The following is a 22,395-nucleotide window of genomic DNA, read 5'->3' as shown; positions in this document are numbered from 1 at the left end:
GATGTGGTTTTGTTTTATAATCCTTCAAACCTTTTTGGACGATCTGCGGGAATTTTCTTAGCAGCATGTTTTTGTAGCCACACAATATGATACCACCGATTAAATTTGCAACCACAATTTTCAAAACGTCCACATTCGTTAAACCCTAAATATTGGTGATAGGATAAGCTATTATTCGTTAAATACTCATCCTCCACTTCCGGCACCGCTACACAAGCGTATATGTTTTGATAGCCTAATTTCAATAGTTGTTTTTCAAGTTCTGTATATAATAACTTGCCAAAACCTTTTCTTTGATGTTCGAGGCTGATATAAATACTAACCTCCGTTGACCAGTCAAATGCTGCCCTTTGAGAAAACCTTCCAGCATATGCATAACCAACAATCTCTTCTCCCTCCTCTAAAACTAGATAAGGAAAAGACTCCAATGTGTTAGCAATTCGATTTTGAAATTCCTCTATACTAGGGACTACTTCTTCAAATGTTATGGCCGTCTTCAGGACATACGGTTCATAAATTGCTTGAATAGAATGAGCATCTTCTACTGTTGCAACTCTTATATTCGTATTACCCATTCTCTGTTACTAATTCCACCGGAGGAACATTGACTCCTTGTAATAGTTTTTGAATAGGACATACACGTTCAGCAGCCTCTAGAATTTCTTTCGCTAATTTATCTTCCCTTGTTGGCATAAAAACTCGGACAGATGGCAAGAATAAATACCCTTCTCCAACAGGATCTTTTGTTAAATCCACTTTCACTTCGACTCTACATTCATGTTCTAGATTCAAACCTTTTTCAACAATGCCAATGGAAGCGTTTAGACAAGTTGCATACGCCAACGCAAATAATTGCTCAGGATTGGTTCCTTTTTTTTCGCTTAAAGGAGATGAAATATCCACTCCCCAGTTTTTTTCACCATTTCCCTCAATAAACGATTTCCCATTTAATCCATCTACGTTCACAGCTGTTGTAGTGTAAATAGTTTTTTCCATAAAAACACCCCTAATATTCTTATGATTGAACAATAGCATATTTGGAACAAAAAAAGCTATCATAACAACTTGTTACGATAGCTCTTATCTAATTATAACCATTCATTATATTTTTTTATATACGCTTTTTTAACAACCGTTACTAAGAACATGTATCCTGCGATAATGAGAATCAATGCAAGGAAATAAAGTCCATTGAGCGGTGCAAGTTTTAATGGCCCTGCTAGTGGTGTGTAAGGAAGAACCGTTACAACAAATAAAGCAAATAAGGATGTCACTAGCAAAGAGAATGCTGGTTTTGAATGTACAAATGGTAATTTTGGTGAACGTAACATATAAATAACCATCGTTTGAGACCACATAGATTCGATGAACCAACCTGTTTGGAAGACCATCAAGAAGAATGCTGGATTAGTTGATGTTGCATAACTACTTCCAGTAATCATCGGTGCAATTCCAAAGAACATAATCGCAAATGTGATAATGTCAAAGATGGAACTCGTTGGTCCAAACCAAGCCATGAATCGCGTGATTGAGCTTGCTGTCCATGCGCGTGGTTCTTTTAAGAAATCTGCATCTACATTATCAAATGGCAATGCCACACAGCTTAAATCATAGATTAAGTTCAATACGATTAAGTGAACTGGTGCCATTGGTAAGAATGGTAAGAAAATACTTGCGAATAATACAGAGAAAATGTTCCCGAAGTTAGATGAAACGGTCATCTTAATGTATTTTGTCATATTCGCATAAACTTTACGGCCTTCAATCAATCCTTTTTCAAGAACGAGTAAGTCCTTATCTAAAAGAACAACATCTGCTACTTCTTTGGCAATGTCCACAGCACTATCTACAGAAATACCGACATCGGCTACTTTTAAAGATGGCGCATCATTGATTCCGTCACCCATGTAACCAATCTTATGACCTTTTGCTTTCAGCAAATGAATAATACGTGCTTTTTGGTCTGGAGATAATTTTGCGAAGATCGTTGTTTCTTCAGCAACTGTTGCTAATTCTTCATCACTCATATCCTCAATTTCCGTACCTAGTAAGATTTTATCAACTGGTAATCCAACTTTTGCACAGACTGTTTGCGTTACTTTTTCATTATCACCTGTAAGAATCTTCGTAGCTACGCCATGCTCTTTCAACGCTTGAATTGCTGGAGCTGCTGAAGGTTTTGGTGGATCAAGAAAGGCTAAGTATCCCATTAGAATCATATTCGATTCATCTTCCACTGTGAAGGCATGGTGAGTATCTTGATATTTCTTTTGACTCACCCCAAGCACACGAAGCCCTTGTTCATTTAAGCCACTCACCGCTTCTAGGATGGATTTGCGGATGTCATCTGTAATTGGACGAACTTCTTCTCCGTCTTTTACATGCGTAGAGATACTAAGCATTTCTTCTAGTGCCCCTTTAGTTACAAGCACTGCTTCGTCGTTTTCTTTCACAATAACGCTCATACGACGACGTTCGAAGTCAAATGGCAATTCATCAATCTTTTGATAGCGCGTTGCTAAGTTTTGTAACCCTTCGTGTTCTTCGGCTTCTTTTTCTGTACGTGTAATAATGGCACGGTCTAATAAGTTTTTAAGACCTGTTTGGAAATAGCTGTTTAAATAAGCAATTTTTAATACGCCTAAATCTAAATTTGCATGGATATCTAATGGATATTCAAGAATAATTTCATCTTGCGTGAGCGTACCTGTTTTATCTGTACATAAAATATCGATAGCCCCTAAATCTTGAATCGCGTTTAATTTTTTAATAATAACTTTTTCTTTAGCCATAATTACGGCTCCTTTTGCAAGGCTGGCTGTAATAATCATTGGCAACATTTCAGGAGTTAACCCCACAGCAACACTTAATGCAAATACCCCTGCTTCTAACCAGTCGCCGTCTGTTAATCCATTAATCAAGAATACAACTGGTACCAACACAAGCATTAAGCGAATCAATAGCCATGAAATTTTATTCATTTCTTTCTCGAAACTAGTTGGTTCTTCAAATGTATTCAATGTTTTTTCGATACGACCAATCATCGTATCATTACCCGTTACTAAAATAACTGCTAAGGCACTACCGCTGACCACGTTTGAGCCCATAAAGACAAAACGTTCGCTCTCAAGTGCTTGTTTTTTCTTTTCATCTTCATCTGGAACCCAGATTGATTTTTTCTCAATGGATTCACTTTCACCAGTTAAGCTGGATTGTTGGATAAAAAAGTCACGTGTTTCTAATAATAATGCATCCGCTGGTAACATGTCCCCAGCGCTTAATTTAATAATATCTCTAACTACTAAATCTTCAATCGGAACTTCCATCTGTTCGCCATCTCGAATAACCGTTGCTGTATTGACGATTAGACTAGATAAGTTACTAGCCGCCTTGTCACTTTTCATTTCTTGCACAAATCGAATCGTTCCTGACACAGCCACGAGCACCACGATAATGATGGAAGTTGTTGGGTCTGCTTCACCTGGTTTTGCTAGAATCACATTCGTGAATAATGAGATTACCGCAATCACTAATAGAATTACCGTAAATGGATTGATAATCGATTCATAAATCTTTTTCCAAATTGGATCTTCTTTAGCTTTCGTAATTTTGTTTTCTCCATAGTTTTCACGGAGCGTTTCTACTTGTTCTTCACTAAGGCCTTTTACAGATGTTCCTAAAGCTTCTAGGACCTCTGCCATTGGTTTCATTAGTGCTAAATCGAATCTTTCTTTTGCTGTTTTCATAGTCTTCACCTCTTTTTAGATTAGGCGAAGCTCCGGGTGATCATCACACTCTTCCCTTCGCTCATTGATTTGTTTCGTTTGACTCTCCGGTCCAGGCATATAATCACCTCTTTCTAGAACTTTTGGGTAAATGAAAAAGCACCTTGTCATAGCTTAGACATGACAAGATGCTTACCAAATAAACAATTCTCATTTTTCGTCCAAGCTTTAACATCATGGAGCAATGTAATGACATTAGTCTCTGCCTTCACGACAGCGACTGCTAACCAACGAATAGTGTCTCCACTATTTTGCGGTAGTCATCCGTATCTCCATGGTAGTCTCACCTACCGATTTACTATATTCAAGGTAACATTAAAAATAGTGTTTGTCAACAAAACGATTTCAAAAAATATGTATATTCGAACTTATTAGTAGTATAATGAAATAGAAATGGAGGGATTTCAATGAAGAAACTGACAGCATCATTCTTAATAGCTCTTACTTTAGGGGGCTGTTCACTTTTCCAAAAGAAAGAAGACTCAACCACTACAACTGGGACACAAATTCAATCCACAACCACTACAACTTCAAACACAACAATTACAAAACAAACCACAACTAGTTCTACAACGGAACCTACTACTGCAGTTTCAACGACAGTAGAACAAAAGGAAGCAACCCTACCGGTTCCCGAAACTGTATCTACGGAAAAAGCAGTCATTCCAGCGGAACAACCAAAACCATCCTCAATGGATCTTCAAGCGATAAAACAAGGAGACTTCCGAAGCGTGGAAGGAACTTGGAGAAACTCTGCTGGGTGGGAAATTCACATCGACAAAGATGGTAAAATTTCGAGTAGTCACGGTAATTTGAAAGTTGGAATTACCAAACAACAATATCAAGAAGGGCTTTTAAACTGGATTATGGTTCCAGAAAACAATGAGAAAACTTTTGTTGGAGGTGCGGTATTCTCCTTTATTCCCAAAAATGTAGAACTGACTTATGGATTACTTCCTGGTGAAAAAGATCAATCGGACATTTCAAAAGATCGCATTTTCGGAACACAAACCGTTACTGATGGTAAAACAGTTAAAGCCATGATGTATTACAAAGTGGATTAATAATAACAAAAAGAGCTAGTTCAATGAACTAGCTCTTTCTGTTTAGTTTTCTCTTTTTTTCACTTTTCCATTCCATGCTTCAAAACCATGTTTTAAAATGAAAATATTTGTATATCCATTTTTCTTTAGACGGTAGGCACAACGACCTGCGATAGAAACGCCATCTTCATACAAATAGATTGGTTGGTCTTTACGCAATTCCATGAAACGTTCTTTAAATTGAGAATATGGAATGTTACGTGCTCCTAAAATATGAGCTGCTTTGAATTCGTCCTTTTCACGTACATCGATTAATTGTCCATGACGTAAATCCTTTCCGAACTCTTCAGCACTAACCACTTTTGCAGCAGATTGACGCATCCAAATTAATACAAATAAGTAAATTCCGTAAGCCAATAATAGACCCAAAATAATATACAACATGAGACTAAACTCCTTCAAAAATAATTTTAATAAGACAAGAGATATTGTATCATGTTTCTTCTAATCTTTCAAAAGCACTAAAGAAGCTGCTCCAATGACTCCTGCATCGTTCCCAAGTTCTGCTAAACGTAAATGTGTAGTTTCGCGGACTTGTGGGAATACTAATTGTTCATATTCTTTATGAACGCCTTCTAACAAGAATTCTCCTGCCGCGCTCACCCCACCACCGATGACGATGAATGATGGATTTAACATATTCGCAACGTGTGAACATGCAATTCCTAAATATTTAGAAAAATGACGAATCACAATTAAAGCGAGTGGATCGTTTTGTTTTGCTAAATCAAACACATCTTTAGCACTCACATCTTGTCCATCATCGATTCTTGCTTTTAGTTCTGAATCTCCTGCATATTCGTCGGCATAACGACGTGCTAAATTGACAATTCCTGTTGCACTCGCTACCGTTTCAAGACAGCCTTTTTTACCGCAAGTACATGCAAATGGACGATTACTAAAATCAACAGTAATATGTCCAAGTTCACCGCCAGCACCAGCTACACCATGAATCAGGCGATTTTCAGCGATAATTCCGCCGCCGACACCTGTTCCAAGTGTAAAGAAAGTTACGTCCGGTTGGTCTCCACCTGCACCCATCCATTTTTCACCAAGTGCAGCAACGTTAGCATCATTATCAATGAAGAAAGGAATTCCAAGTGCGCCTTCAATTTTTTCTTTCAATGGTTGTAATGTTTTCCAATTTAAGTTATAGGCACCAATAACTGTACCTTTCTCTCTATCCACAACACCTGGAGAACCCATCCCGATTCCTGCAAAGTTTTCATTCGTTAAATCTAACAACTCTAAGCGATGACGAATCGTATCAATGATGTCATCCACAATATGACTTCCTTCATCTAAAATATTTGTAGGAATCGACCATTTTTGTTGAATTTCACCTTCAAGTGAAATAATCGCAAATTTGATGGACGTTCCACCCAAATCAATACCAATAATTTTCTTTTCCATTGTATTCACTCCATGAAATTTGTATATGCTTTCATTATAACAGCATTATCTTTTCATTCCTAGCCAAAATAGTAAAAATGCAATGACAAAATACGCTACAATTCCCACAATGCGTGAAGCCGGTTTTGTGAGTCGGTCTCCTCTAAAGCTAATCGCTGTCATCACTAAATATCCACCAACGAGTCCTCCTATGTGTCCATAGTTATCGACGGCTGAATTAATAAACCCAAGAACGATATTGATAATGATAAGTCCTGCATATTGCACTCCCATTTGCTGGAAAGATCGAATATATCCATGTTTGCGTGATAGATAAACCACAGATCCCATGAGTCCAAAGAGCGCCGTACTTGCCCCTGCAGAAATACTTGATGAAAACGCAAAACTAGCCAGGTTTCCCATGATACCGGATAAAAGATACACAACAAGGAATCTCCAGTGCCCAATTTCGTACTCCATCTGACGACCAATCATGTACAAGAATACACTGTTAAATAAAATATGTTCCAATCCAATATGTAAGAAAATTGGTGTTAGGAAGCGATAATATTCATGCTGATGAATAATATACGGATTGAATTTCGCACCAAAATTAACAAGCACCTGTCCATTTGTTGAACCACCCGCTAGCGTCATCACTACAAACAGCGCTGCTTGAATCGCAAGAAATAAATAAGTGAAACTAAAATTCTCATTCATATTGCGCTTCATCCGTTCTAATTTCCATGGATTTATTTTAAACATCTCGAACCACTCCTTCACTTGTAATAATCGTTGGAATATGAATGTCCGTTTCATATACTGGCCAGTCTACAACAGACGTCACCTGAGTCGTATACGCCATTGAAACGATGCGATAATCGTCTACCTTTTGCAAGGTTCTATCGTAATAGCCACCGCCAAATCCGATTCGGTCCCCTTTTGTACTATAAAGTAAACCAGGAACAATCACTAAATCTAAATCTTTTGCTTCAAATATTGGATGATCGCTGTCAATTACAGGTTCTAATGATCCAAAAGAAGTCCGTTTAAAAGTAGTTTGTTCATTCCATTCCACAAAAACTAATGTCTTGTCCGGCATTGTGACAGGGACAAATAATTGTTTGCCCAACAGTCTAGCTTCTTGTATCACTAAATCTAATTGAAATTCAATTCTCATTGGCATTGTTACAGCAATTGTTTTAGCCTCAATCCATTGTGGCATTCCTTTAAGCCACTCTACCACTCTTTTTTCTTCTGCGTGTCGTTTCCCTGGGGTCATTTCTTCGAGTATTCTCTTTTGCTGAGCGCGTTTTATTTTTTTTACTTCTTTTTGATAGGATTCAAAGAGTTCAGTAAATAACTTCAAGAATTCAAGTTCGACCGCTCGCATGCTTCTTTCTTCCAAAATGGGGCTACTTAACAACGGTGCCTTTTCCACCATCGATTCATCCGTTAAAATCACCGGTAATTCATTAGAGAGCATTTCATGATCAATCGCCCATACTTTTGCCCATTCTTTTTCTTCTAAATGTTGCAAGAAGAATTTCTCTTTAATCACTTCGAATAGATTGTTTTCTATGACTTCGTACTCTGGCAATTGATTCTTCACTGGACGAATTAAGTCAGCGATATAAGCTTCAGTTGCATCATGCAGTAAACAAGCAAGGACCGTCCCTGTTTGGTATCCTCTAGCAATGGCTTCTTGTGCACAGTTAATGCTATGTAATCCTACTGAATAAAAGAAACGCAAATGTCCGTTTCCTCGACACATCATACTTAAGGCATGAGCAATATCTTCAATGGCAACATCGTCTGAAACCATCTCAAGCGGATTAAATACGCGCCCTGTATATGTATTCATCAATAATCTTTTGTCTTCCATATGTTCCTCCACGGTTGATGTCAGTTTATTTTATCACTGAATCTACGCATTTTAAAAGGATTTAGGCATTTCTTAATGATTCTGTTCCTTATCTCAACATAAAGAAAGATTCCTTGCGAATCCTTCCGGATCTCTTCATAATAGCTGTAACGTTGCACCGGTGTAAGCCAAAGTCTTACACCTTCGAAGCTACAAATGGGAGTAAGACCAAAGACAAAACAGGACTCACAGTGTGAGTCCTGTTTACTTTGTAGTCTTACCTCCGCAAGGCTGATTAGAATTAAGCGAATCACAAGTGATGAAGCTTGATTCAATCAGCTACTGCGTCTACCTTTATAAAATTTTTAACTACGAAGCAAACTCCTACTCCCCATAAGCACAGTGGTTGAATGGAATGAGCTTTGCTGTAACCAGCTAGCTCATTCCTATTCAACTTTGTGGGGGAAAGAAAACGAAATACTCTAAATACATAAATATATTTAGAGTATTTCTGTCTTTCTCCCTAACATTCGATGCACTTCACGTTACTGCTATTATAGAATCCGTAAGCTTCTACGGAATCTTATCTTTCTAAGGTTGATTCTAAATAAAAACACAGATCCGGAGAAATCCTAATCTGTGTTTTGTAAAGTTCTTATTGTGGGTGTTTATCACGGTATAGTTCAATTAGCTCTTGCGCTAATAACTGAACGATTTCTGTTGATGCCATTTGATCCTCTGCATGCATGAACAACAATGAAAATTCTGTTTTTTCTCCACCTGCTTCTTTTTGAATCAGCTCTGCATGAATTTTATGTGCCTCAACAAAAGCTTCCTCTGCTTCCTTCAATTTTGCATTTGCGTCTTCAAACTGTCCTTTTTTGGCCAATTGAATGGCTTCTACAAATGAGGATTTTGCTGCACCACTATTGGCAATCAGCTGGAAACAGATGAGTTCCATTTCTTCTGTCATTTTATTCTCCTATCAATACAAGTGCTTGATCTAATACTTTTGGACCGTTCATCATTCCGTAGTCACGCATATCAATGGCATCAACTGGAATATCCCCTGCGATTTCTTTCACTGCTGGTAACTCATAACGAATTTGTGGTCCAATGAGAATAACATCTGCTTCATGGATATTCTTTTTCGCTTCTGTAATCGATTTTGCTTCGATTGAAACTTCAATCCCACGTTCAGTCGCACTTTGTTGCATCTTTTTAACGAGCATACTTGTCGACATGCCTGCATTACATACTAATAAAATTTGTTTCATAATTTTATCCCTTCATTTCTTGTTCAACAACTTTGTCATTAACTTTGATAAATGGAATGTATAGAAGAACTCCAAGTGCAAAAATGACTAATTGAACTAGAATTGCTCTGAAGTCCCCTGCTGTTGCTAACCATGCATTTAAGAAGACTGGTGTCGTCCAAGGAACTTGTACAAATGCTGGGCTCATAAAACCTGCAACTGTTGCTAAGTAGCTGATTAAAATACCAAGAGCTGGCACCGCGATAAATGGAATTGCTAATGAAATGTTATAAACGATTGGGTAACCGAATAATACTGGTTCATTGATATTGAAGAGTCCAGGTCCAAATGATAATTTAGCCACGTTTTTAGAAGCAGCGTTGCGGCTTACTAAGAATGTTGCAACTAATAAACATAATGTAGATCCACTACCACCCATTAACGCAAATGTTTGTACTTGAGATAAGTTGATGATGTGTGGAATCGCTTGTCCATTGTTTGCTGCAGCGATATTTTCAGTAATGTTAATTAATAGTAATGGTTCTAGAATTGCACTGTAAATAACTGCTTGGTGAATACCGAATAACCATAACATATTCCCTAGAGAGTAAATAATGATTACCCCAATTAAACTTGTACCGATATGACGAATTGGTTCTTGGATGAAGACTGTAATAATTGAGATTAAGTTTGTTCCAAATAGGTTGAATAATAATGCTGATACAACCCCGAATAATGAAATAACAGTCATTACTGGAAGTAATACGCTAAATGATTTACCAACTGCCGGTGGAATATTGTCACCAAGATTAATTTGTAATGCTTTTACACTAGATAATTTGATGAATAATTCTGTTGCAAGAATCGCTACGATAACCCCTGCAAACATTGCGCCTGTACCTGTGTTGTTAAATGAAAGAACACCTGAAATATTCACGGCATCTTTTGCTCCATCAGGAATAGCAGAAACTGTATTTGGCATCATAACAATTAAAGAAACTAATGATAGCATTGATGCTGCCAAAGGATTTTCGAAGTCTCTGTTTTTTGCTAAGAAATAACCAACCATTACGGCAATAATAATACCTGAGATACTTAAAGTACCGTTTGCAATTGTAATTCCCCAATATTGGAATTTCGTTAATGTATCCCCTTGGAAAATCCACTTAAATACTGTGTTGTTCAAAAGAACAATTAAACCTGCCAAAATATATAATGGCATTACTGTCGCAAATGCATCTCTGAGGGTTTTTAAATGAATTTGATTCCCCAGTCTACCTGCAAACGCGGCAAATTTATCAATAAATTTTGAGTTTTTCATCTGAATATCTCCTCTCTTTATTCCTCAATTTTTATTTCAAAGCCGTTATTGTCGCTGACGTTACGATACCATCTTCCACTACTCTTGATGGTTCTCTTTTGCGTTTCTAAATCTACAGAAATAAATCCATAACGATTCTTATATGCATTATTCCAAGACCAGCAATCAAAAGCAGTCCATGTGTGATATCCAAAACAACGACTACCTTCTTCAATCGCTTTATGTAGCCAAGTGAGATGTTCTTCGTAAAATTCAATACGATACACATCATCAATGACTCCATTTTCTCCAATGAAGCGACCTTCGTTTTCAACACCCATTCCGTTCTCACTAATGAACCATGGGATATTGCCATATTCTTCCTTCACAATCATGGCGATATCATAAATGGCTTTCGGGAAGATTTCCCATCCACGATATGGATTCATGCGACGCTCAGGCCATTCGTACTCTTTGAAGTATTGGTCTGGCATCCAAGGTGTTTTGTACTCCTCTGGATTTGGTTGTGCCTGAACGCGTTTTGGATGATAGTAATTCACCCCAAGAAAATCGACCGTATTTTCTCGAATCAGCTGCAATTCCTCTTTGGTATAACTCCATAACACACCGTCCTCCTCTAGTCGTTTCACCAAGGTTTCAGGGAATGTTCCTTTCACCGCTGGATTCAAGAAGACTCTGTTAAAGAAATCATCTGTAAATTGACTTGCTGCTATATCTTCCGTGGAATCACTTTTTGGGTAAGCAGGTGTTAAGTTCAAAATAATCCCAATTTTGCCATCCAGTTTCAATGTACGATACAGCCCGATCACTTTGGCACTGGCAAGGTTTAAATTATAAATCACTTGAACAGCTTCTTTCCCTTTCCCTTTAAGGTTTGGATAATGGAATGCATATAAGTATCCTGCTTCTGGAATGACCATTGGCTCATTGAAAGTTGTCCAGTAACGAATCTTATCGCCAAAACATTCGAATGCTGTTTTGGCAAATTTCACGAATAAGTCCACGACATGTTTACTTTCCCAACCGCCATATTGTTGAAGTAATTCAACCGGCATATCGAAATGATGTAAATTCAACACAAGTTCAATATCGTTTTTCTTTGCTTCTTCAATAACCGCATTATAAAATTCCACAGCCTTCGGATCAGCTTCACCCGTTTCGAAGTCCTTAATCAAACGGCTCCATTGAATCGAAGTCCGGAATGAATTAAATCCAATCTCCTTCATCAAACGAAAATCTTCAGGATACGTATGATAAAAATCACTCGCCACATCTGGTCCGACACCATTAAAGAAAGCTTCTGGAGCAGTTCTAAACCAATAATCCATCACATTTTCATGCGCCTTGTCAAACTGCCCTTCAGTCTGTGGTCCACTCGAAGCAGCACCCCACCAAAATCCTTGAGGGAATCTCAGTTGTTTCTTCATAATTAACCTCCTTTCTGTAAGCTGTTTCACGTATAGTATATCACATTTTTAACATTTGTCTAGACATATATTGTAAATAGTGTTCAAAATATCGTTTTTGCCTATTCATTCTACATTTGTTATAATATGGCTAAGTTTAGAGAAAGGATGACATTCGATGAGCGTAAAGTATTTACAAATTTATCATGCGATTCGTGAAAAGATTTTAAGCAACGAATACGCCATTAACCAACAATTACCCGATGAAATTACATTAACGAAAGAATTTAATAGCAGTCGAATGACGGTCAAAAAAGCACTAGACTTGCTCGTTTCTGAAGGCCTCATCTTCAGAAAACGCGGCCAAGGTACCTTTGTCCTCTCTCGCGGTACGTCGAAGCGAAAACTCATCGTTCCAGAACGAGATATTAAAGGACTAACGAAAATTTCTGAGGATACACACTCTACCGTTGAATCAAAAATCATTCATTTTAAATTAGAGTTTGCTTCTGAATTCCTTGCAGAAAAATTACAAGTACCGCTGCAAAGTCCTGTTTATAATATTCATCGCCTTCGCATCATCGACGGTAAACCATATGTATTAGAACAAACGTATATGAGTACAAGCGTCATTCCAGGGATTACCGAAGAAGTTCTATTAAACTCCATCTATCAATATATTGAAGGTCCACTAGGCTTACGCATTGCAAGTGCCACAAAAATCTTACGTGCAGCACCAAGCTCCGAAGATGAGCAAAACTACTTACAATTACTTCCAACAGAACCTGTCTTTGAAGTAGAACAAGTGGCCTATTTGGATAATGGAACTCCATTTGAATACTCGATTAGCCGTCACAGATACGATCTATTTGAATTCAATTCATTTGCACTAAGACATTCATCATAGGAGGCACATTATGACAAAACCAATCTTTTTAAATGCCGTACTGCAAGAGAAAATCTGGGGTGGAACAAAATTGCATTCGCTCTTTAACTTCACTCTTTCTTCTGACAAGACCGGTGAAGCGTGGATTATTAGCGCGCATCCTAATGGAATTTCAACCATCAAAAGCCCCGCAGAATATGAAGGACTTGGGTTAGATGAACTCTATAAAACACATCCAGAACTCTTTAATGGGCAACAATTAGCAAGCTTTCCTCTTCTTGTTAAGTTGCTAGATGCTAGTGATGACTTATCCATTCAAGTGCATCCAGATGACGAATATGCACTAGAACATGAAGGCGAATATGGAAAAAATGAATGCTGGTACGTGGTTCAAACAGAGCCAGGCGCAAAAATTGTATACGGACATACAGCGATGACTCCTGAAGAATTTGCAGAGAAAATCGACAATGAAGCTTGGAGCGACCTATTTACTGAAGTTCCTGTTACAGCTGGAGACTTTTTCGATGTTCCTAGCGGGACGATTCACGCAATTGGCGGCGGTATTGTTATTCTTGAAACGCAACAAAATTCAGATACGACTTACCGCGTCTATGACTACAACCGCACCGACGATGCTGGTAACCCTCGTCCACTGCATATTCAACAAACAAAAGACGTGACGACGATTCCGCACCATGTCCCAACGACAAACAGGCAAGAATTGACAACGGAGACTGGAACGAGAACGACATTTGTAGAAAACAAGTTCTTCACAGTTTGGAAATACGATATCGATGGTGACTACAGCGATGCACTCTCTTCTACTTATCATCTTGTAACGGTGTTAGACGGAAAAGGAACGCTCACAGTCGATGGAACAACATACCCCATCGAAAAAGCAGATTCCTTTATTCTTCCTTCGGGAACACCAACACTTTCGATTAACGGATCTCTACAACTGATTGTTTCTCAGTCGAACCAATAATAGTAAACGCAAAAAGGTCAGCAGGGAAAACCTTGCTGACCTTTATTTTTTATGCATTCAATTGTTTTGTAATGTCTACGATTTCGTCGATTAAGCCACCGATTGTTGCAATCGTATCTTTAAGCGGAGCATCTGTTGAGACATCCACGCCTGCTGCTTTCGCAAGCTCTTCTGCACTCTTTGTTCCACCCATCTTCAAGACTTCCACCCAAGTATTTGCGACACTTGAATCTTTTTGAATCATTTTCGCCACTTGTGTACCGATGGTTAAACCAGCTGAGTAAGTATAAGAATATAGGCCCATGTAATAGTGCGGTTGACGCATCCATGTTAACTCTGCGCCTTCTGTCAGAACGACTTCTGGTCCCCAGAATCTAGCTAATGTTTCTCTAAATAAATCGTTTAATGTATCGGCATCCAAGCTTTTACCTGCATCCACTAAGCGGTATACTTCGCGTTGGAAGTACGCTTCTAATAAGTGAGTGACAAAGTTGTGGTAATAAGTTTTGGCCACCATTTGAGAAGAAATCCAACGTTTCATACGTAGGTCATCACCTGCTTTATTCTTCAAGTAGAACTCAACCAGTAATTCGTTCGTTGTGGATGGAGCTTCTACAAAGTACATGCTTGGACGACCATCTAGAATATTTTGGTTTTTGTACGCTAATTGGAAATGTCCTGCGTGTCCTAATTCATGCGCGAGTGTCATACAGTCATTCATATCTTCTGTGAAGAACATTAAGATAAATGAGTTTGCCCCGTAAGGTGATGAACAAAACGCACCCGTACGTTTACCAATTGTTTCAGCATAGTCAATCCAACGGTGCTCAAAAGCTTCCTTCATAATCTTGAGGTAATCTTCCCCTAGTGGTTCTAATCCTTCTAAGATATATTGTTTTGCTTCGTCATACGTTACTTTGGCTGCGTAAGTCGGATCGACTTCAAGTTTCAAGTCTTCATAGCGTACTTCGTCTAATTGATAAATTTCTTTCAATAGACGTGCGAATTTACGCATATGTGGCGCTAATTCTTCCATAATAACGTCGATTTGGCGGTCATATAATTCACAAGACACTTTTTGACGGTCTAATAAATAATCAATCACTGAATCGAAGCCACGCAATGTTGCCATTGTTTTTTCTTTTTGAATTTGTGTATTATACGCTGAAGCAGTGCTATGTTGGTATTTGCGTAATGTGTCGCTAAATACTTTGAACGCTTCACGACGAATCGCTGTATTTGGTTCAGATTGCATACGGCCTTCAAAACTGTTGTATGTCATCGGAATCACTTGTCCATCTGCTTCCACGTCTGCAAAATGCATATCTTTAAATTTAATATCGTTGTACGCTTGGTAGCCAGCATCTAATGTATTTCCTAGAGCTGCTAGAGTTGCTTCGACGTCTTTTGATAATAAATGTTTTTTATCTTCTAAGAGACGTTCGATATATAAGACATCTTCTTTATTAGATCTCGCTTCTTCTAATACTGCATTATCCAATTGGCTTAATTCAGATTCGAAGAAACTTAATTTAGCGTCTAATCCTGCTAACACTGTACGTGTTTGTGCTGAACGTGTTTGTGCTTCTTTATCTTTTGTATTCGCGCTCACAGCAAGGTTGCAATACGCAGAAATTTTACCGCGTTGTTCTAATAATTCACGGTACGTTTCTAAACCAGCATTCACTTGTTGTGCTGTTGTAATTTTTCCTTCGTATTCTTTTTGAAAAGCATCCACTTTTCCTTTAAGGTCTTCTAACGCTTCATTAAAAACTTCTTCTGTTTCAAATAAAAGCGTTAAATCCCATGTTTGATTTACGTCTACTTGACTTCTTTCAATCATACTCTCACTTCACTTTCTAAAATCGTACTCCCATTGTACCATAGTTTTCATCTAATTTTCAGAAATTTTTAATTTATTTCAATAAAAAAAGTGCTACAGCCTTGAGACTGTAACACTCTGCATTTCTTATTAACGTAACGCACCAATAGCACGTGCGATTTCTTCATTAGAACTTCCTGGTTTAATCTCAAAAGTTCCAGTCCAGATATTTTCAGCAATATTATTTGTTGTTAAGTAATCAACAAATTCTTTGGCACTCTTAATCAATCCGGCTTTTTCTAATTTTTCAGCAACATCATTTGATGATTCACCTTCTTCTACTGTAATAGATACAGGTTTTGAAGATTGAGTAGTTGATGCTTCTGTTGTTGAAGCTTGAGTCGTGGCTGAAGCACTTGTTGTTGATGCTTTACTACTTGATTCTTTTTCAGCTAATAAAGATTCGTAAGCGGCTTTATAGCTTGCTTCATTTGCTCCTTCAGTAACGATTGGCAAATTCACTGCATCTAATTGGCTTTTCAATGATTGCGGAACTAATGGCCAAATCACCGTTACCAATGCTAAAATTAACGCTGCTACTAAGAAGCCCATTCCTAAAGAACGAAATTTCGTTTTACTCATGTTCTTCTTCCTCCTTATTTCGCATCTGCTTCAAAATAATTATCAATCACTAATTGTACTGTTGAAACAGGTACATTTAATTGCTCAGAAATTGTTTCTACTGAATTTCCATGGCTAAATAATGTAATAATTTGTTGTTTAGTTACATTGTGAAGACGACCAGATTCTTCTACAGCAACTTCTTCTACTGTAGTTACTTCTTCTTCAACAGGAGTCGTTTCTTGAACTTCCTCTACAACTGGTTTTTCAGCTACACGAACTTCTGCTTGTTTTGCAGCGCGAACCTCTTCGTATGTTGGCTCAACTGATGGTCCTTTATAAACAGTTGTCCCTTCTAATTCTTGAATTTTTTTCTTTAATGAATATACTTCACGATTTAATTCTAATAAACCTTCCGCTAATTCATCAATCTCCTCTTCATTTTGATTATCCTTTAAGAATAGTGAAATGAATAAGAAAAATACTGCTAATGCTAATAACGCTAGAACTACAACCCATACGTGCATTTTTTCACCTCATTAAATAATATTTTTTCCTTTCATCCTATTTTAAATAATGTTAGAGAAAATATCAAGGTTCACGGCAGACTTTATCATTTTGTTAAGCATTTGTCATATAGTGAAATATATGGATACTTTACTGAAAAATAAAAATCTTTACCTTATTTCATCCGAAAGGAATGGCCAGGTAAAGATTATTATTTAGGCGAATGCTTCATTTACTGATTGATTCGTTTTTCTTTTTGACTTAAAATTAATAAATTTTCTCGAAGTTCTTGCTCCATTTGTGTCAATTCATATTCTGCTTTTCTACGTTTTTGTCTTCCCTCTTGTTGAATCAAGATGGTTTCTTCTAACGTTTCAATTAAGTCTTGTTGTGTCTTTTGAAGTGTTTCTAAATCGATAATACCACGCTCATTTTCACGAGCTGTTTCAATCGTCGAAATTTTCAACATTTCGGAATTCTTTTGAATTAATTGGTTCGTCGTTTCAGACACTTGTCGTTGAGCCGTAACTGCATCTTTCTGACGAAGTAAGGTCATTGCAATCGCAATTTGATTCTTCCATAAAGGAATCGTTGTTGTAATAGAAGATTGAATTTTTTCTGCTAATGTTTGATTCGTATTTTGAATTAAGCGAATTTGTGGCGCTTGTTGAATCGTCATCTGGCGCGTTAATTTCAAGTCATGATTTCTTTTTTCCAAACGATCAAGGAACTGATGCAAATCGTTAACGGTTTGTACGTCCATTTGATCTCCTGTTTCTTGCGCTTTCTTCATGGCTTCAGGAATTAATTGTTGTTGCATTTCTTCAATTTTCAATTCCCCTGCAGCAATATAGATGCTTAATGCTTCAAAAAATTCTTTATTCCGTTGGTAGAGTTGTTCAAGAGATAAATTATCATTTAATAAGCCATTTTTTTCATGGTCTAATTTCACAGCAATCTTATCTACTTGTGATCCAACTTCTTGATATTTCGATTGCATTTCATAAATAGATTTTTTCACACGTCCAAAAATTTTACGGAAAATATTAGAGTCTTCCGCCACTAAATCTTGTGGATTCGTCTCATTGAGGCGCATCATCAATTCATTTAATGTGTCGCCAATTTCCCCAGTATCTTTATTTTGAACATGGGCAAGCATTGAATGCGAAAACTCTCCAAGTTGCTTTTGAGCTCCTGCACCATAACTAATAATGGCTTGCATATTCTTTTCATCAATTTGTTTCGCTAAAGCTCGAGCTTGTTCTTGTTGTTTTTGGGGCAATGAATCAACCAAAGCCTTTTGTGGTTCCACTTGTTCTTGTGGAAAATCAGCCGAAACATCTTGTAAACTTGTATTTTTCACAACATCCTCTCCAAAGGGATTTTGAATGAGGGCATCTACCATGCTAGTTTTTTCTTCTGTCATTTTATTTTGCTCCTTTACCTTTTTCTAGAATCTTTCGAGTGACATAGTCCATCTCTGCTTCAGAATCTTGAATTCTATCTTCTTGAAAATGTAAATAATCTTCTTCTAACTTCTCACAGGTGAGTTCAATCTTTTCAGCCAACTCTTGTAATGTTTGATAAGTTTCACTGCCTTTAACAGGTTGTTCACTCATCTTCCGGTAGCTCGTTGTCATTTCTTTTAACGAAGGTACACAAGTATGGACAAACAAATCCGCATCTGGTAACTTTTCTGGATTTGCCACAAGTTCTCTAAAGTAATCCTTCATTGTTATTGAAGTATTATAGCGATTCGCAATAATTCTGAGTTTTGTATATCCTTGGATATTGTCCTCAATTTCGTTGATTTGATCTTTTACGACCGACATTTTTTGTCTAAAATACTCAATATCTTGTTTGGAAAGTCCTGATTGTTCATACCTTTCTTGTACTTTAGTGGAAGTTTTTTTTAAAGGTTTGTTTGTTTTTTCAAAAAATGATTGAACTTCCATCTCTCGAGGAAATAGAATAAAAAAGAAAATGGCAAGTAATAAAATAGATACTACTATCCCTTTTTTCATTGAGCCATCCACATAATCCGCCAACCTAAACGTTAACAAGATAAAAAAGGCCAATTTTGCTAGTCTAAACCACTGTTTCATGACATTCCCTCCTTATAGCATTATTGTATCATTCTTCGTTTGTTAAACATGGTACTTAAGGCCGATTTTTATATGATTTTTATTCAAAAAAACTGAGCCAAATTTCTTCGACTCAGTTAATTTTTGTTATTCTTCTTCAGGAACAAGCGCTTCAGGGAAGTGTTCACGCACAATTGCTGCACAACGATTACATAAAGTTGGAGCATCTTCTAATGTTCCTACTTCAATTTTCACAGCACGGCAACGTTCACATGTTTCGCCTTTGGCATGTTCAACAACGACTTTCACGCCTTCGCCTTCAAGTGCATTTGCTGGAGCTTCAACGCCTTCTGAAGCAACCTCTAATTCACTTACGATGAATAATTGAGCGACATTGGTGTTTAAGCCCTCTAATAAAGCACGAACTTCATTAGATGGGTAAAGCGTTACTTTTGCCTCGAAGTTCTTACCGATTAATTTCTCGTTACGAGCTTCTTCTAAAGCTTTCAAAGCAGTGTTACGAACCTTGAAGAATTCAGCCCATTGTGCTAATACTTCTTCTTTGTTTTCGTAATTTTCTAGTGTTGGAAATTCAGCTAATTGAACATAGGCTTCTTCTTCCTTCAAATATTTCCAAACTTCTTCACTCGTGTGAACTAAGATTGGGCTTAGTAATTTCGTTAATTTCACTAAGATATCGTAAATCACTGTTTGCATTGCACGACGTTCGTAGTTATCTTCATGTTCGATATACACAACATCTTTTGCAAAATCTAAGTAGAATTGTGATAAATCAACTGTACAGAAGTTCATCACTGTTTGATAAATGGTTGAGAATTCATATTTTTCATAAGCTTCTTCAATTGCCTTCACAACATCATTGAAACGAATCATCATGTATTGGTCAACAGAACGTAGGTCTTTAAACGCTACGGCATGTTTAGATGGTTCGAAGTCTGTAGTGTTCGCTAACATAAAGCGCATTGTGTTACGGATCTTACGGTATGCTTCAGATACTTGGTTTAAAATTTCAGTACTGATACGTACGTCTGATTCGTAGTCTACAGAAGATACCCATAGACGGATAATGTCTGCCCCTTTTGTTTGCATTTCTTTTGCTGGTGAGATGACGTTCCCTAGGGATTTACTCATCTTCTTGCCTTCTCCGTCCATTACGAACCCTTGAGAAAGAACCGCTTTATAAGGCGCTTGTTTATGAACCGCTACACTTGTTGTTAAACTTGAGTTGAACCATCCACGGTATTGGTCTGATCCTTCTAAGTATATATCAGCTGGGAACTCTAACTCTGGACGAATACTTAATACACCAGCATGGGAGCTACCTGAGTCGAACCATACATCCATAATGTCCATTTCTTTTGTAAATGTTCCATTAGGACTGCTTGGATGTGTGAAACCTTCTGGTAATAGATCTTTTGCTTCACGCTCGAACCATACGTCAGAACCGAATTCTTCCACTAATTTCGCAACGTATTCAATTGTTTCTGGAGTGATAATTGGTTCTCCGTTTTCACCGTAAAATACAGGAAGTGGAACACCCCATACACGTTGACGAGAGATAACCCAGTCGCCACGGTCACGAACCATGTTGTAAATACGTACTTGTCCTGATGGGTGGTACCATTTCACATCATTTTCAATCACATCTAAGATATCTTGACGGAATGCATCAATCGACGCAAACCATTGTGGAGTTGCACGGAAGATGACTGGTTTCTTCGTTCTCCAGTCATGTGGGTAACTATGCACGAAGTAGCTTAGTTTTAGTAATGATCCATTTTCAGCTAATAGGTCTGTGATGACTTTGTTTGCTTTGGCATAGAACATTCCTTCAAAACCAGGAGCTTCTGCAGTGTAATGTCCTTGGTTATCCACTGGTGATAATACATCTAAGTTGTATTTACGTGAATAGTAGAAGTCGTCTTCCCCGTGTCCAGGAGCTGAGTGGACTAAACCAGTACCGGCATCAAGCGTTACGTAGTCTCCAAGCATTACAAGTGATTCACGTTCGTAGAATGGATGCCATGCTGTCGCATATTCCAATTCAGTTCCACGGAATTCTTTTAATACTTCAACAGATTCCCAACCTAATGTTTCAGCAAGAGAGTTCACAAGTTCTTTTGCGACTACAAAAGTACCTTTGTCTGTTTTCACTTCTGCATATACATAGTCAGGATGCACGAAGATTCCTAAGTTTGCAGGAAGTGTCCAAGGAGTTGTTGTCCAAATAACAAATGATGCATCTTCTGAAACAACACCTTTTCCGTCTTTCACTTTGAACGCTACGAAAATTGATGGACTTTCTACATCTTTATATTCAATTTCTGCTTCTGCAAGTGAAGATTCACTTGATGGAGACCAGTAAATTGGTTTTAACCCTTTGTAAATATAGCCATTCTCAGCCATTTTACCAAATACACGAATTTGTTCTGCTTCGAATTCAGGTTGAAGTGTTAAGTATGGTTTATCCCATGTACCTGTAACCCCTAAACGTTTGAAATCTGCACGTTGGTTGTCCACTTGACGTAATGCGTACTCCGCACATAATTTACGGAATTCAGCAATCGATAATTTTTTACGGTCAACCCCTTCAGCATTCGCAAGAGCTTGCTCTATTGGAAGTCCGTGTGTATCCCATCCTGGTACATACGGCGCACGGAACCCGCTCATTGATTTACTACGAACAATAAAATCCTTAGAAATTTTATTTAAAGCATGTCCCATATGAACAGCACCATTAGCATAAGGTGGCCCATCATGAAGAACGAATGATGGTTTTCCTTCATTCTTCGCTTGACGTTGTCCATAAACATCAGCTTCTTCCCATTCTTTTTGATACTCTACTTCTTTTGTTGGTAAATTCCCACGCATTGGGAATTCTGTTTTCCCAATTTGTAAGGTTTCTTTCATTTTCATCAAATTTCCTCCTTATTTTCTATTGCAATCATTTTTCCTAAAAACATAAAAAAAGCCCCTGCAAACAGCAGGGGCGAAATCAATTCCGCGGTACCACCCATATTTACAAATGACATTCATTTGCCTAGGTAAATTGTTAACGCCATTTAAGCGACCCTTCTTAATCTATCATGTATTTCAGAAAAGTTTCCAAGAGATGATTCTCATTATAAATAGGGACTGCCAACCTTCCACCTACAATCGGCTCTCTACAAAGTATATTTACACAAGTTGTTCTCTTCATTGAATAGATAAATTTTACGCTATTTCAAATAATTTTGCAACATTTTGCTTTTTTAAAGGAGAAAACCGGCTCACATTGTGAACCGGTTTGAGGGCAGACTACTTTTACAAATGCTTTGGACCGATTAGGAGTGTCCAATGCAT

20 protein-coding genes and 1 riboswitch are annotated in these 22,395 nt (G+C 37.6%); of the genes, 3 read left to right on the top strand and 17 right to left on the bottom strand.

Features of this window, described 5'->3' with window-relative positions; translation table 11 throughout:
* Positions 1–14 precede the first annotated feature (14 nt).
* The 3 genes from Q0594_RS03805 to mgtA form a co-directional block, all read right to left on the bottom strand.
* Positions 15–575 carry a GNAT family N-acetyltransferase gene (locus Q0594_RS03805; protein ID WP_298729738.1) on the bottom strand — a complete coding sequence of 187 codons (561 nt, stop codon included), beginning with the start codon at positions 573–575 and terminating at the stop codon, positions 15–17.
* Positions 568–996 carry an OsmC family protein gene (locus Q0594_RS03800; RefSeq protein ID WP_298729736.1) on the bottom strand — a complete coding sequence of 143 codons (429 nt, stop codon included), beginning with the start codon at positions 994–996 and terminating at the stop codon, positions 568–570. The genes Q0594_RS03805 and Q0594_RS03800 overlap by 8 nt, the downstream gene beginning before the upstream one ends.
* 92 nt (positions 997–1,088) lie before the next feature.
* Positions 1,089–3,746, bottom strand: coding sequence for a magnesium-translocating P-type ATPase (gene mgtA / locus Q0594_RS03795; protein WP_298729734.1), 2,658 nt, complete (start codon positions 3,744–3,746; stop codon positions 1,089–1,091).
* Positions 3,747–3,930: 184 nt separating this feature from the next.
* Positions 3,931–4,087, bottom strand: a riboswitch (M-box (ykoK) riboswitch).
* Positions 4,088–4,192: 105 nt separating this feature from the next.
* Here mgtA and Q0594_RS03790 point away from each other — a divergent pair.
* The gene (locus Q0594_RS03790) at positions 4,193–4,849 is read left to right on the top strand and encodes a DUF6287 domain-containing protein (RefSeq protein WP_298729732.1); all 657 of its coding nucleotides are present in this window, start codon (positions 4,193–4,195) and stop codon (positions 4,847–4,849) included.
* A 42-nt stretch (positions 4,850–4,891) separates the two neighbouring features.
* Here the strand turns inward: Q0594_RS03790 and Q0594_RS03785 are convergent, their stop codons facing one another.
* From Q0594_RS03785 to Q0594_RS03750, 8 genes are all read right to left on the bottom strand, one after another.
* Positions 4,892–5,272, bottom strand: coding sequence for a rhodanese-like domain-containing protein (locus tag Q0594_RS03785; protein ID WP_298729730.1), 381 nt, complete (start codon positions 5,270–5,272; stop codon positions 4,892–4,894).
* A gap of 60 nt (positions 5,273–5,332) precedes the next feature.
* Positions 5,333–6,301: an ROK family glucokinase gene (locus tag Q0594_RS03780; protein WP_298729728.1), complete on the bottom strand. Its 969-nt coding sequence runs from the start codon at positions 6,299–6,301 to the stop codon at positions 5,333–5,335.
* Positions 6,302–6,346: 45 nt separating this feature from the next.
* A complete protein-coding gene (locus tag Q0594_RS03775) occupies positions 6,347–7,045 on the bottom strand; it encodes a rhomboid family intramembrane serine protease (RefSeq protein ID WP_298729726.1) in 699 nt (232 codons plus the stop codon).
* Positions 7,038–8,165 carry a 5-formyltetrahydrofolate cyclo-ligase gene (locus Q0594_RS03770; protein ID WP_298729724.1) on the bottom strand — a complete coding sequence of 376 codons (1,128 nt, stop codon included), beginning with the start codon at positions 8,163–8,165 and terminating at the stop codon, positions 7,038–7,040. The genes Q0594_RS03775 and Q0594_RS03770 overlap by 8 nt, the downstream gene beginning before the upstream one ends.
* 634 nt (positions 8,166–8,799) lie before the next feature.
* Positions 8,800–9,117 (bottom strand): PTS lactose/cellobiose transporter subunit IIA, encoded by a 318-nt coding sequence (locus Q0594_RS03765; protein WP_298729722.1) that lies wholly within the window; start codon positions 9,115–9,117, stop codon positions 8,800–8,802.
* 1 nt (position 9,118) lies between these two features.
* Positions 9,119–9,421: a PTS sugar transporter subunit IIB gene (locus Q0594_RS03760; protein WP_298729720.1), complete on the bottom strand. Its 303-nt coding sequence runs from the start codon at positions 9,419–9,421 to the stop codon at positions 9,119–9,121.
* A 4-nt stretch (positions 9,422–9,425) separates the two neighbouring features.
* Positions 9,426–10,721: a PTS sugar transporter subunit IIC gene (locus tag Q0594_RS03755; protein ID WP_298729718.1), complete on the bottom strand. Its 1,296-nt coding sequence runs from the start codon at positions 10,719–10,721 to the stop codon at positions 9,426–9,428.
* Positions 10,722–10,738: 17 nt separating this feature from the next.
* The gene (locus Q0594_RS03750; protein WP_298729716.1) at positions 10,739–12,148 is read right to left on the bottom strand and encodes a glycoside hydrolase family 1 protein; all 1,410 of its coding nucleotides are present in this window, start codon (positions 12,146–12,148) and stop codon (positions 10,739–10,741) included.
* 157 nt (positions 12,149–12,305) lie between these two features.
* Here Q0594_RS03750 and Q0594_RS03745 point away from each other — a divergent pair, with 157 nt between their 5' ends.
* Positions 12,306–13,034, top strand: a complete 729-nt coding sequence (locus tag Q0594_RS03745) for a GntR family transcriptional regulator (protein ID WP_298729714.1) — start codon at positions 12,306–12,308, stop codon at positions 13,032–13,034.
* 10 nt (positions 13,035–13,044) lie between these two features.
* On the top strand, positions 13,045–13,998 hold the full coding sequence (locus Q0594_RS03740; RefSeq protein WP_298729712.1) for a type I phosphomannose isomerase catalytic subunit: 954 nt from the start codon (positions 13,045–13,047) through the stop codon (positions 13,996–13,998).
* A gap of 49 nt (positions 13,999–14,047) precedes the next feature.
* On the opposite strand, the gene pepF is transcribed toward Q0594_RS03740, so the two are convergent.
* The 6 genes from pepF to ileS form a co-directional block, all read right to left on the bottom strand.
* Positions 14,048–15,841, bottom strand: a complete 1,794-nt coding sequence (pepF, locus tag Q0594_RS03735) for an oligoendopeptidase F (RefSeq protein ID WP_298729710.1) — start codon at positions 15,839–15,841, stop codon at positions 14,048–14,050.
* Positions 15,842–15,970: 129 nt separating this feature from the next.
* Complete coding sequence (locus tag Q0594_RS03730) at positions 15,971–16,462, bottom strand: endolytic transglycosylase MltG (RefSeq protein ID WP_298729708.1); 492 nt, start codon at positions 16,460–16,462, stop codon at positions 15,971–15,973.
* 14 nt (positions 16,463–16,476) lie between these two features.
* Positions 16,477–16,968 carry a helix-turn-helix domain-containing protein gene (locus Q0594_RS03725; RefSeq protein WP_298729706.1) on the bottom strand — a complete coding sequence of 164 codons (492 nt, stop codon included), beginning with the start codon at positions 16,966–16,968 and terminating at the stop codon, positions 16,477–16,479.
* Positions 16,969–17,180: 212 nt separating this feature from the next.
* Entirely contained in the window at positions 17,181–18,374 is a 1,194-nt protein-coding gene (locus Q0594_RS03720) for a toxic anion resistance protein (RefSeq protein ID WP_298729704.1), read from the bottom strand.
* A gap of 1 nt (position 18,375) precedes the next feature.
* Positions 18,376–19,053, bottom strand: a complete 678-nt coding sequence (locus Q0594_RS03715) for a 5-bromo-4-chloroindolyl phosphate hydrolysis family protein (protein ID WP_298729702.1) — start codon at positions 19,051–19,053, stop codon at positions 18,376–18,378.
* A 126-nt stretch (positions 19,054–19,179) separates the two neighbouring features.
* Positions 19,180–21,969, bottom strand: coding sequence for an isoleucine--tRNA ligase (ileS, locus tag Q0594_RS03710; protein ID WP_298729700.1), 2,790 nt, complete (start codon positions 21,967–21,969; stop codon positions 19,180–19,182).
* Between the last annotated feature and the right edge of the window lie 426 nt (positions 21,970–22,395).

Origin of the sequence: uncultured Granulicatella sp. (assembly GCF_938030755.1) — a bacterium.
In the GTDB taxonomy this organism is placed as follows: domain Bacteria; phylum Bacillota; class Bacilli; order Lactobacillales; family Aerococcaceae; genus Granulicatella.
The sequence above is the reverse complement of the archived record's forward strand: the minus strand, read 5'-3'. Positions and strand labels throughout refer to the sequence as shown.

Coding starts and splice junctions, on each gene's coding strand:
- Q0594_RS03805 (WP_298729738.1), bottom strand. CDS start 575: ATGGGTAATACGAATATAAGAGTTGCAACAGTAGAAGATGCTCATTCT.
- Q0594_RS03800 (WP_298729736.1), bottom strand. CDS start 996: ATGGAAAAAACTATTTACACTACAACAGCTGTGAACGTAGATGGATTA.
- mgtA (WP_298729734.1), bottom strand. CDS start 3,746: ATGAAAACAGCAAAAGAAAGATTCGATTTAGCACTAATGAAACCAATG.
- Q0594_RS03790 (WP_298729732.1), top strand. CDS start 4,193: ATGAAGAAACTGACAGCATCATTCTTAATAGCTCTTACTTTAGGGGGC.
- Q0594_RS03785 (WP_298729730.1), bottom strand. CDS start 5,272: ATGTTGTATATTATTTTGGGTCTATTATTGGCTTACGGAATTTACTTA.
- Q0594_RS03780 (WP_298729728.1), bottom strand. CDS start 6,301: ATGGAAAAGAAAATTATTGGTATTGATTTGGGTGGAACGTCCATCAAA.
- Q0594_RS03775 (WP_298729726.1), bottom strand. CDS start 7,045: ATGTTTAAAATAAATCCATGGAAATTAGAACGGATGAAGCGCAATATG.
- Q0594_RS03770 (WP_298729724.1), bottom strand. CDS start 8,165: ATGGAAGACAAAAGATTATTGATGAATACATATACAGGGCGCGTATTT.
- Q0594_RS03765 (WP_298729722.1), bottom strand. CDS start 9,117: ATGACAGAAGAAATGGAACTCATCTGTTTCCAGCTGATTGCCAATAGT.
- Q0594_RS03760 (WP_298729720.1), bottom strand. CDS start 9,421: ATGAAACAAATTTTATTAGTATGTAATGCAGGCATGTCGACAAGTATG.
- Q0594_RS03755 (WP_298729718.1), bottom strand. CDS start 10,721: ATGAAAAACTCAAAATTTATTGATAAATTTGCCGCGTTTGCAGGTAGA.
- Q0594_RS03750 (WP_298729716.1), bottom strand. CDS start 12,148: ATGAAGAAACAACTGAGATTCCCTCAAGGATTTTGGTGGGGTGCTGCT.
- Q0594_RS03745 (WP_298729714.1), top strand. CDS start 12,306: ATGAGCGTAAAGTATTTACAAATTTATCATGCGATTCGTGAAAAGATT.
- Q0594_RS03740 (WP_298729712.1), top strand. CDS start 13,045: ATGACAAAACCAATCTTTTTAAATGCCGTACTGCAAGAGAAAATCTGG.
- pepF (WP_298729710.1), bottom strand. CDS start 15,841: ATGATTGAAAGAAGTCAAGTAGACGTAAATCAAACATGGGATTTAACG.
- Q0594_RS03730 (WP_298729708.1), bottom strand. CDS start 16,462: ATGAGTAAAACGAAATTTCGTTCTTTAGGAATGGGCTTCTTAGTAGCA.
- Q0594_RS03725 (WP_298729706.1), bottom strand. CDS start 16,968: ATGCACGTATGGGTTGTAGTTCTAGCGTTATTAGCATTAGCAGTATTT.
- Q0594_RS03720 (WP_298729704.1), bottom strand. CDS start 18,374: ATGACAGAAGAAAAAACTAGCATGGTAGATGCCCTCATTCAAAATCCC.
- Q0594_RS03715 (WP_298729702.1), bottom strand. CDS start 19,053: ATGAAACAGTGGTTTAGACTAGCAAAATTGGCCTTTTTTATCTTGTTA.
- ileS (WP_298729700.1), bottom strand. CDS start 21,969: ATGAAAATGAAAGAAACCTTACAAATTGGGAAAACAGAATTCCCAATG.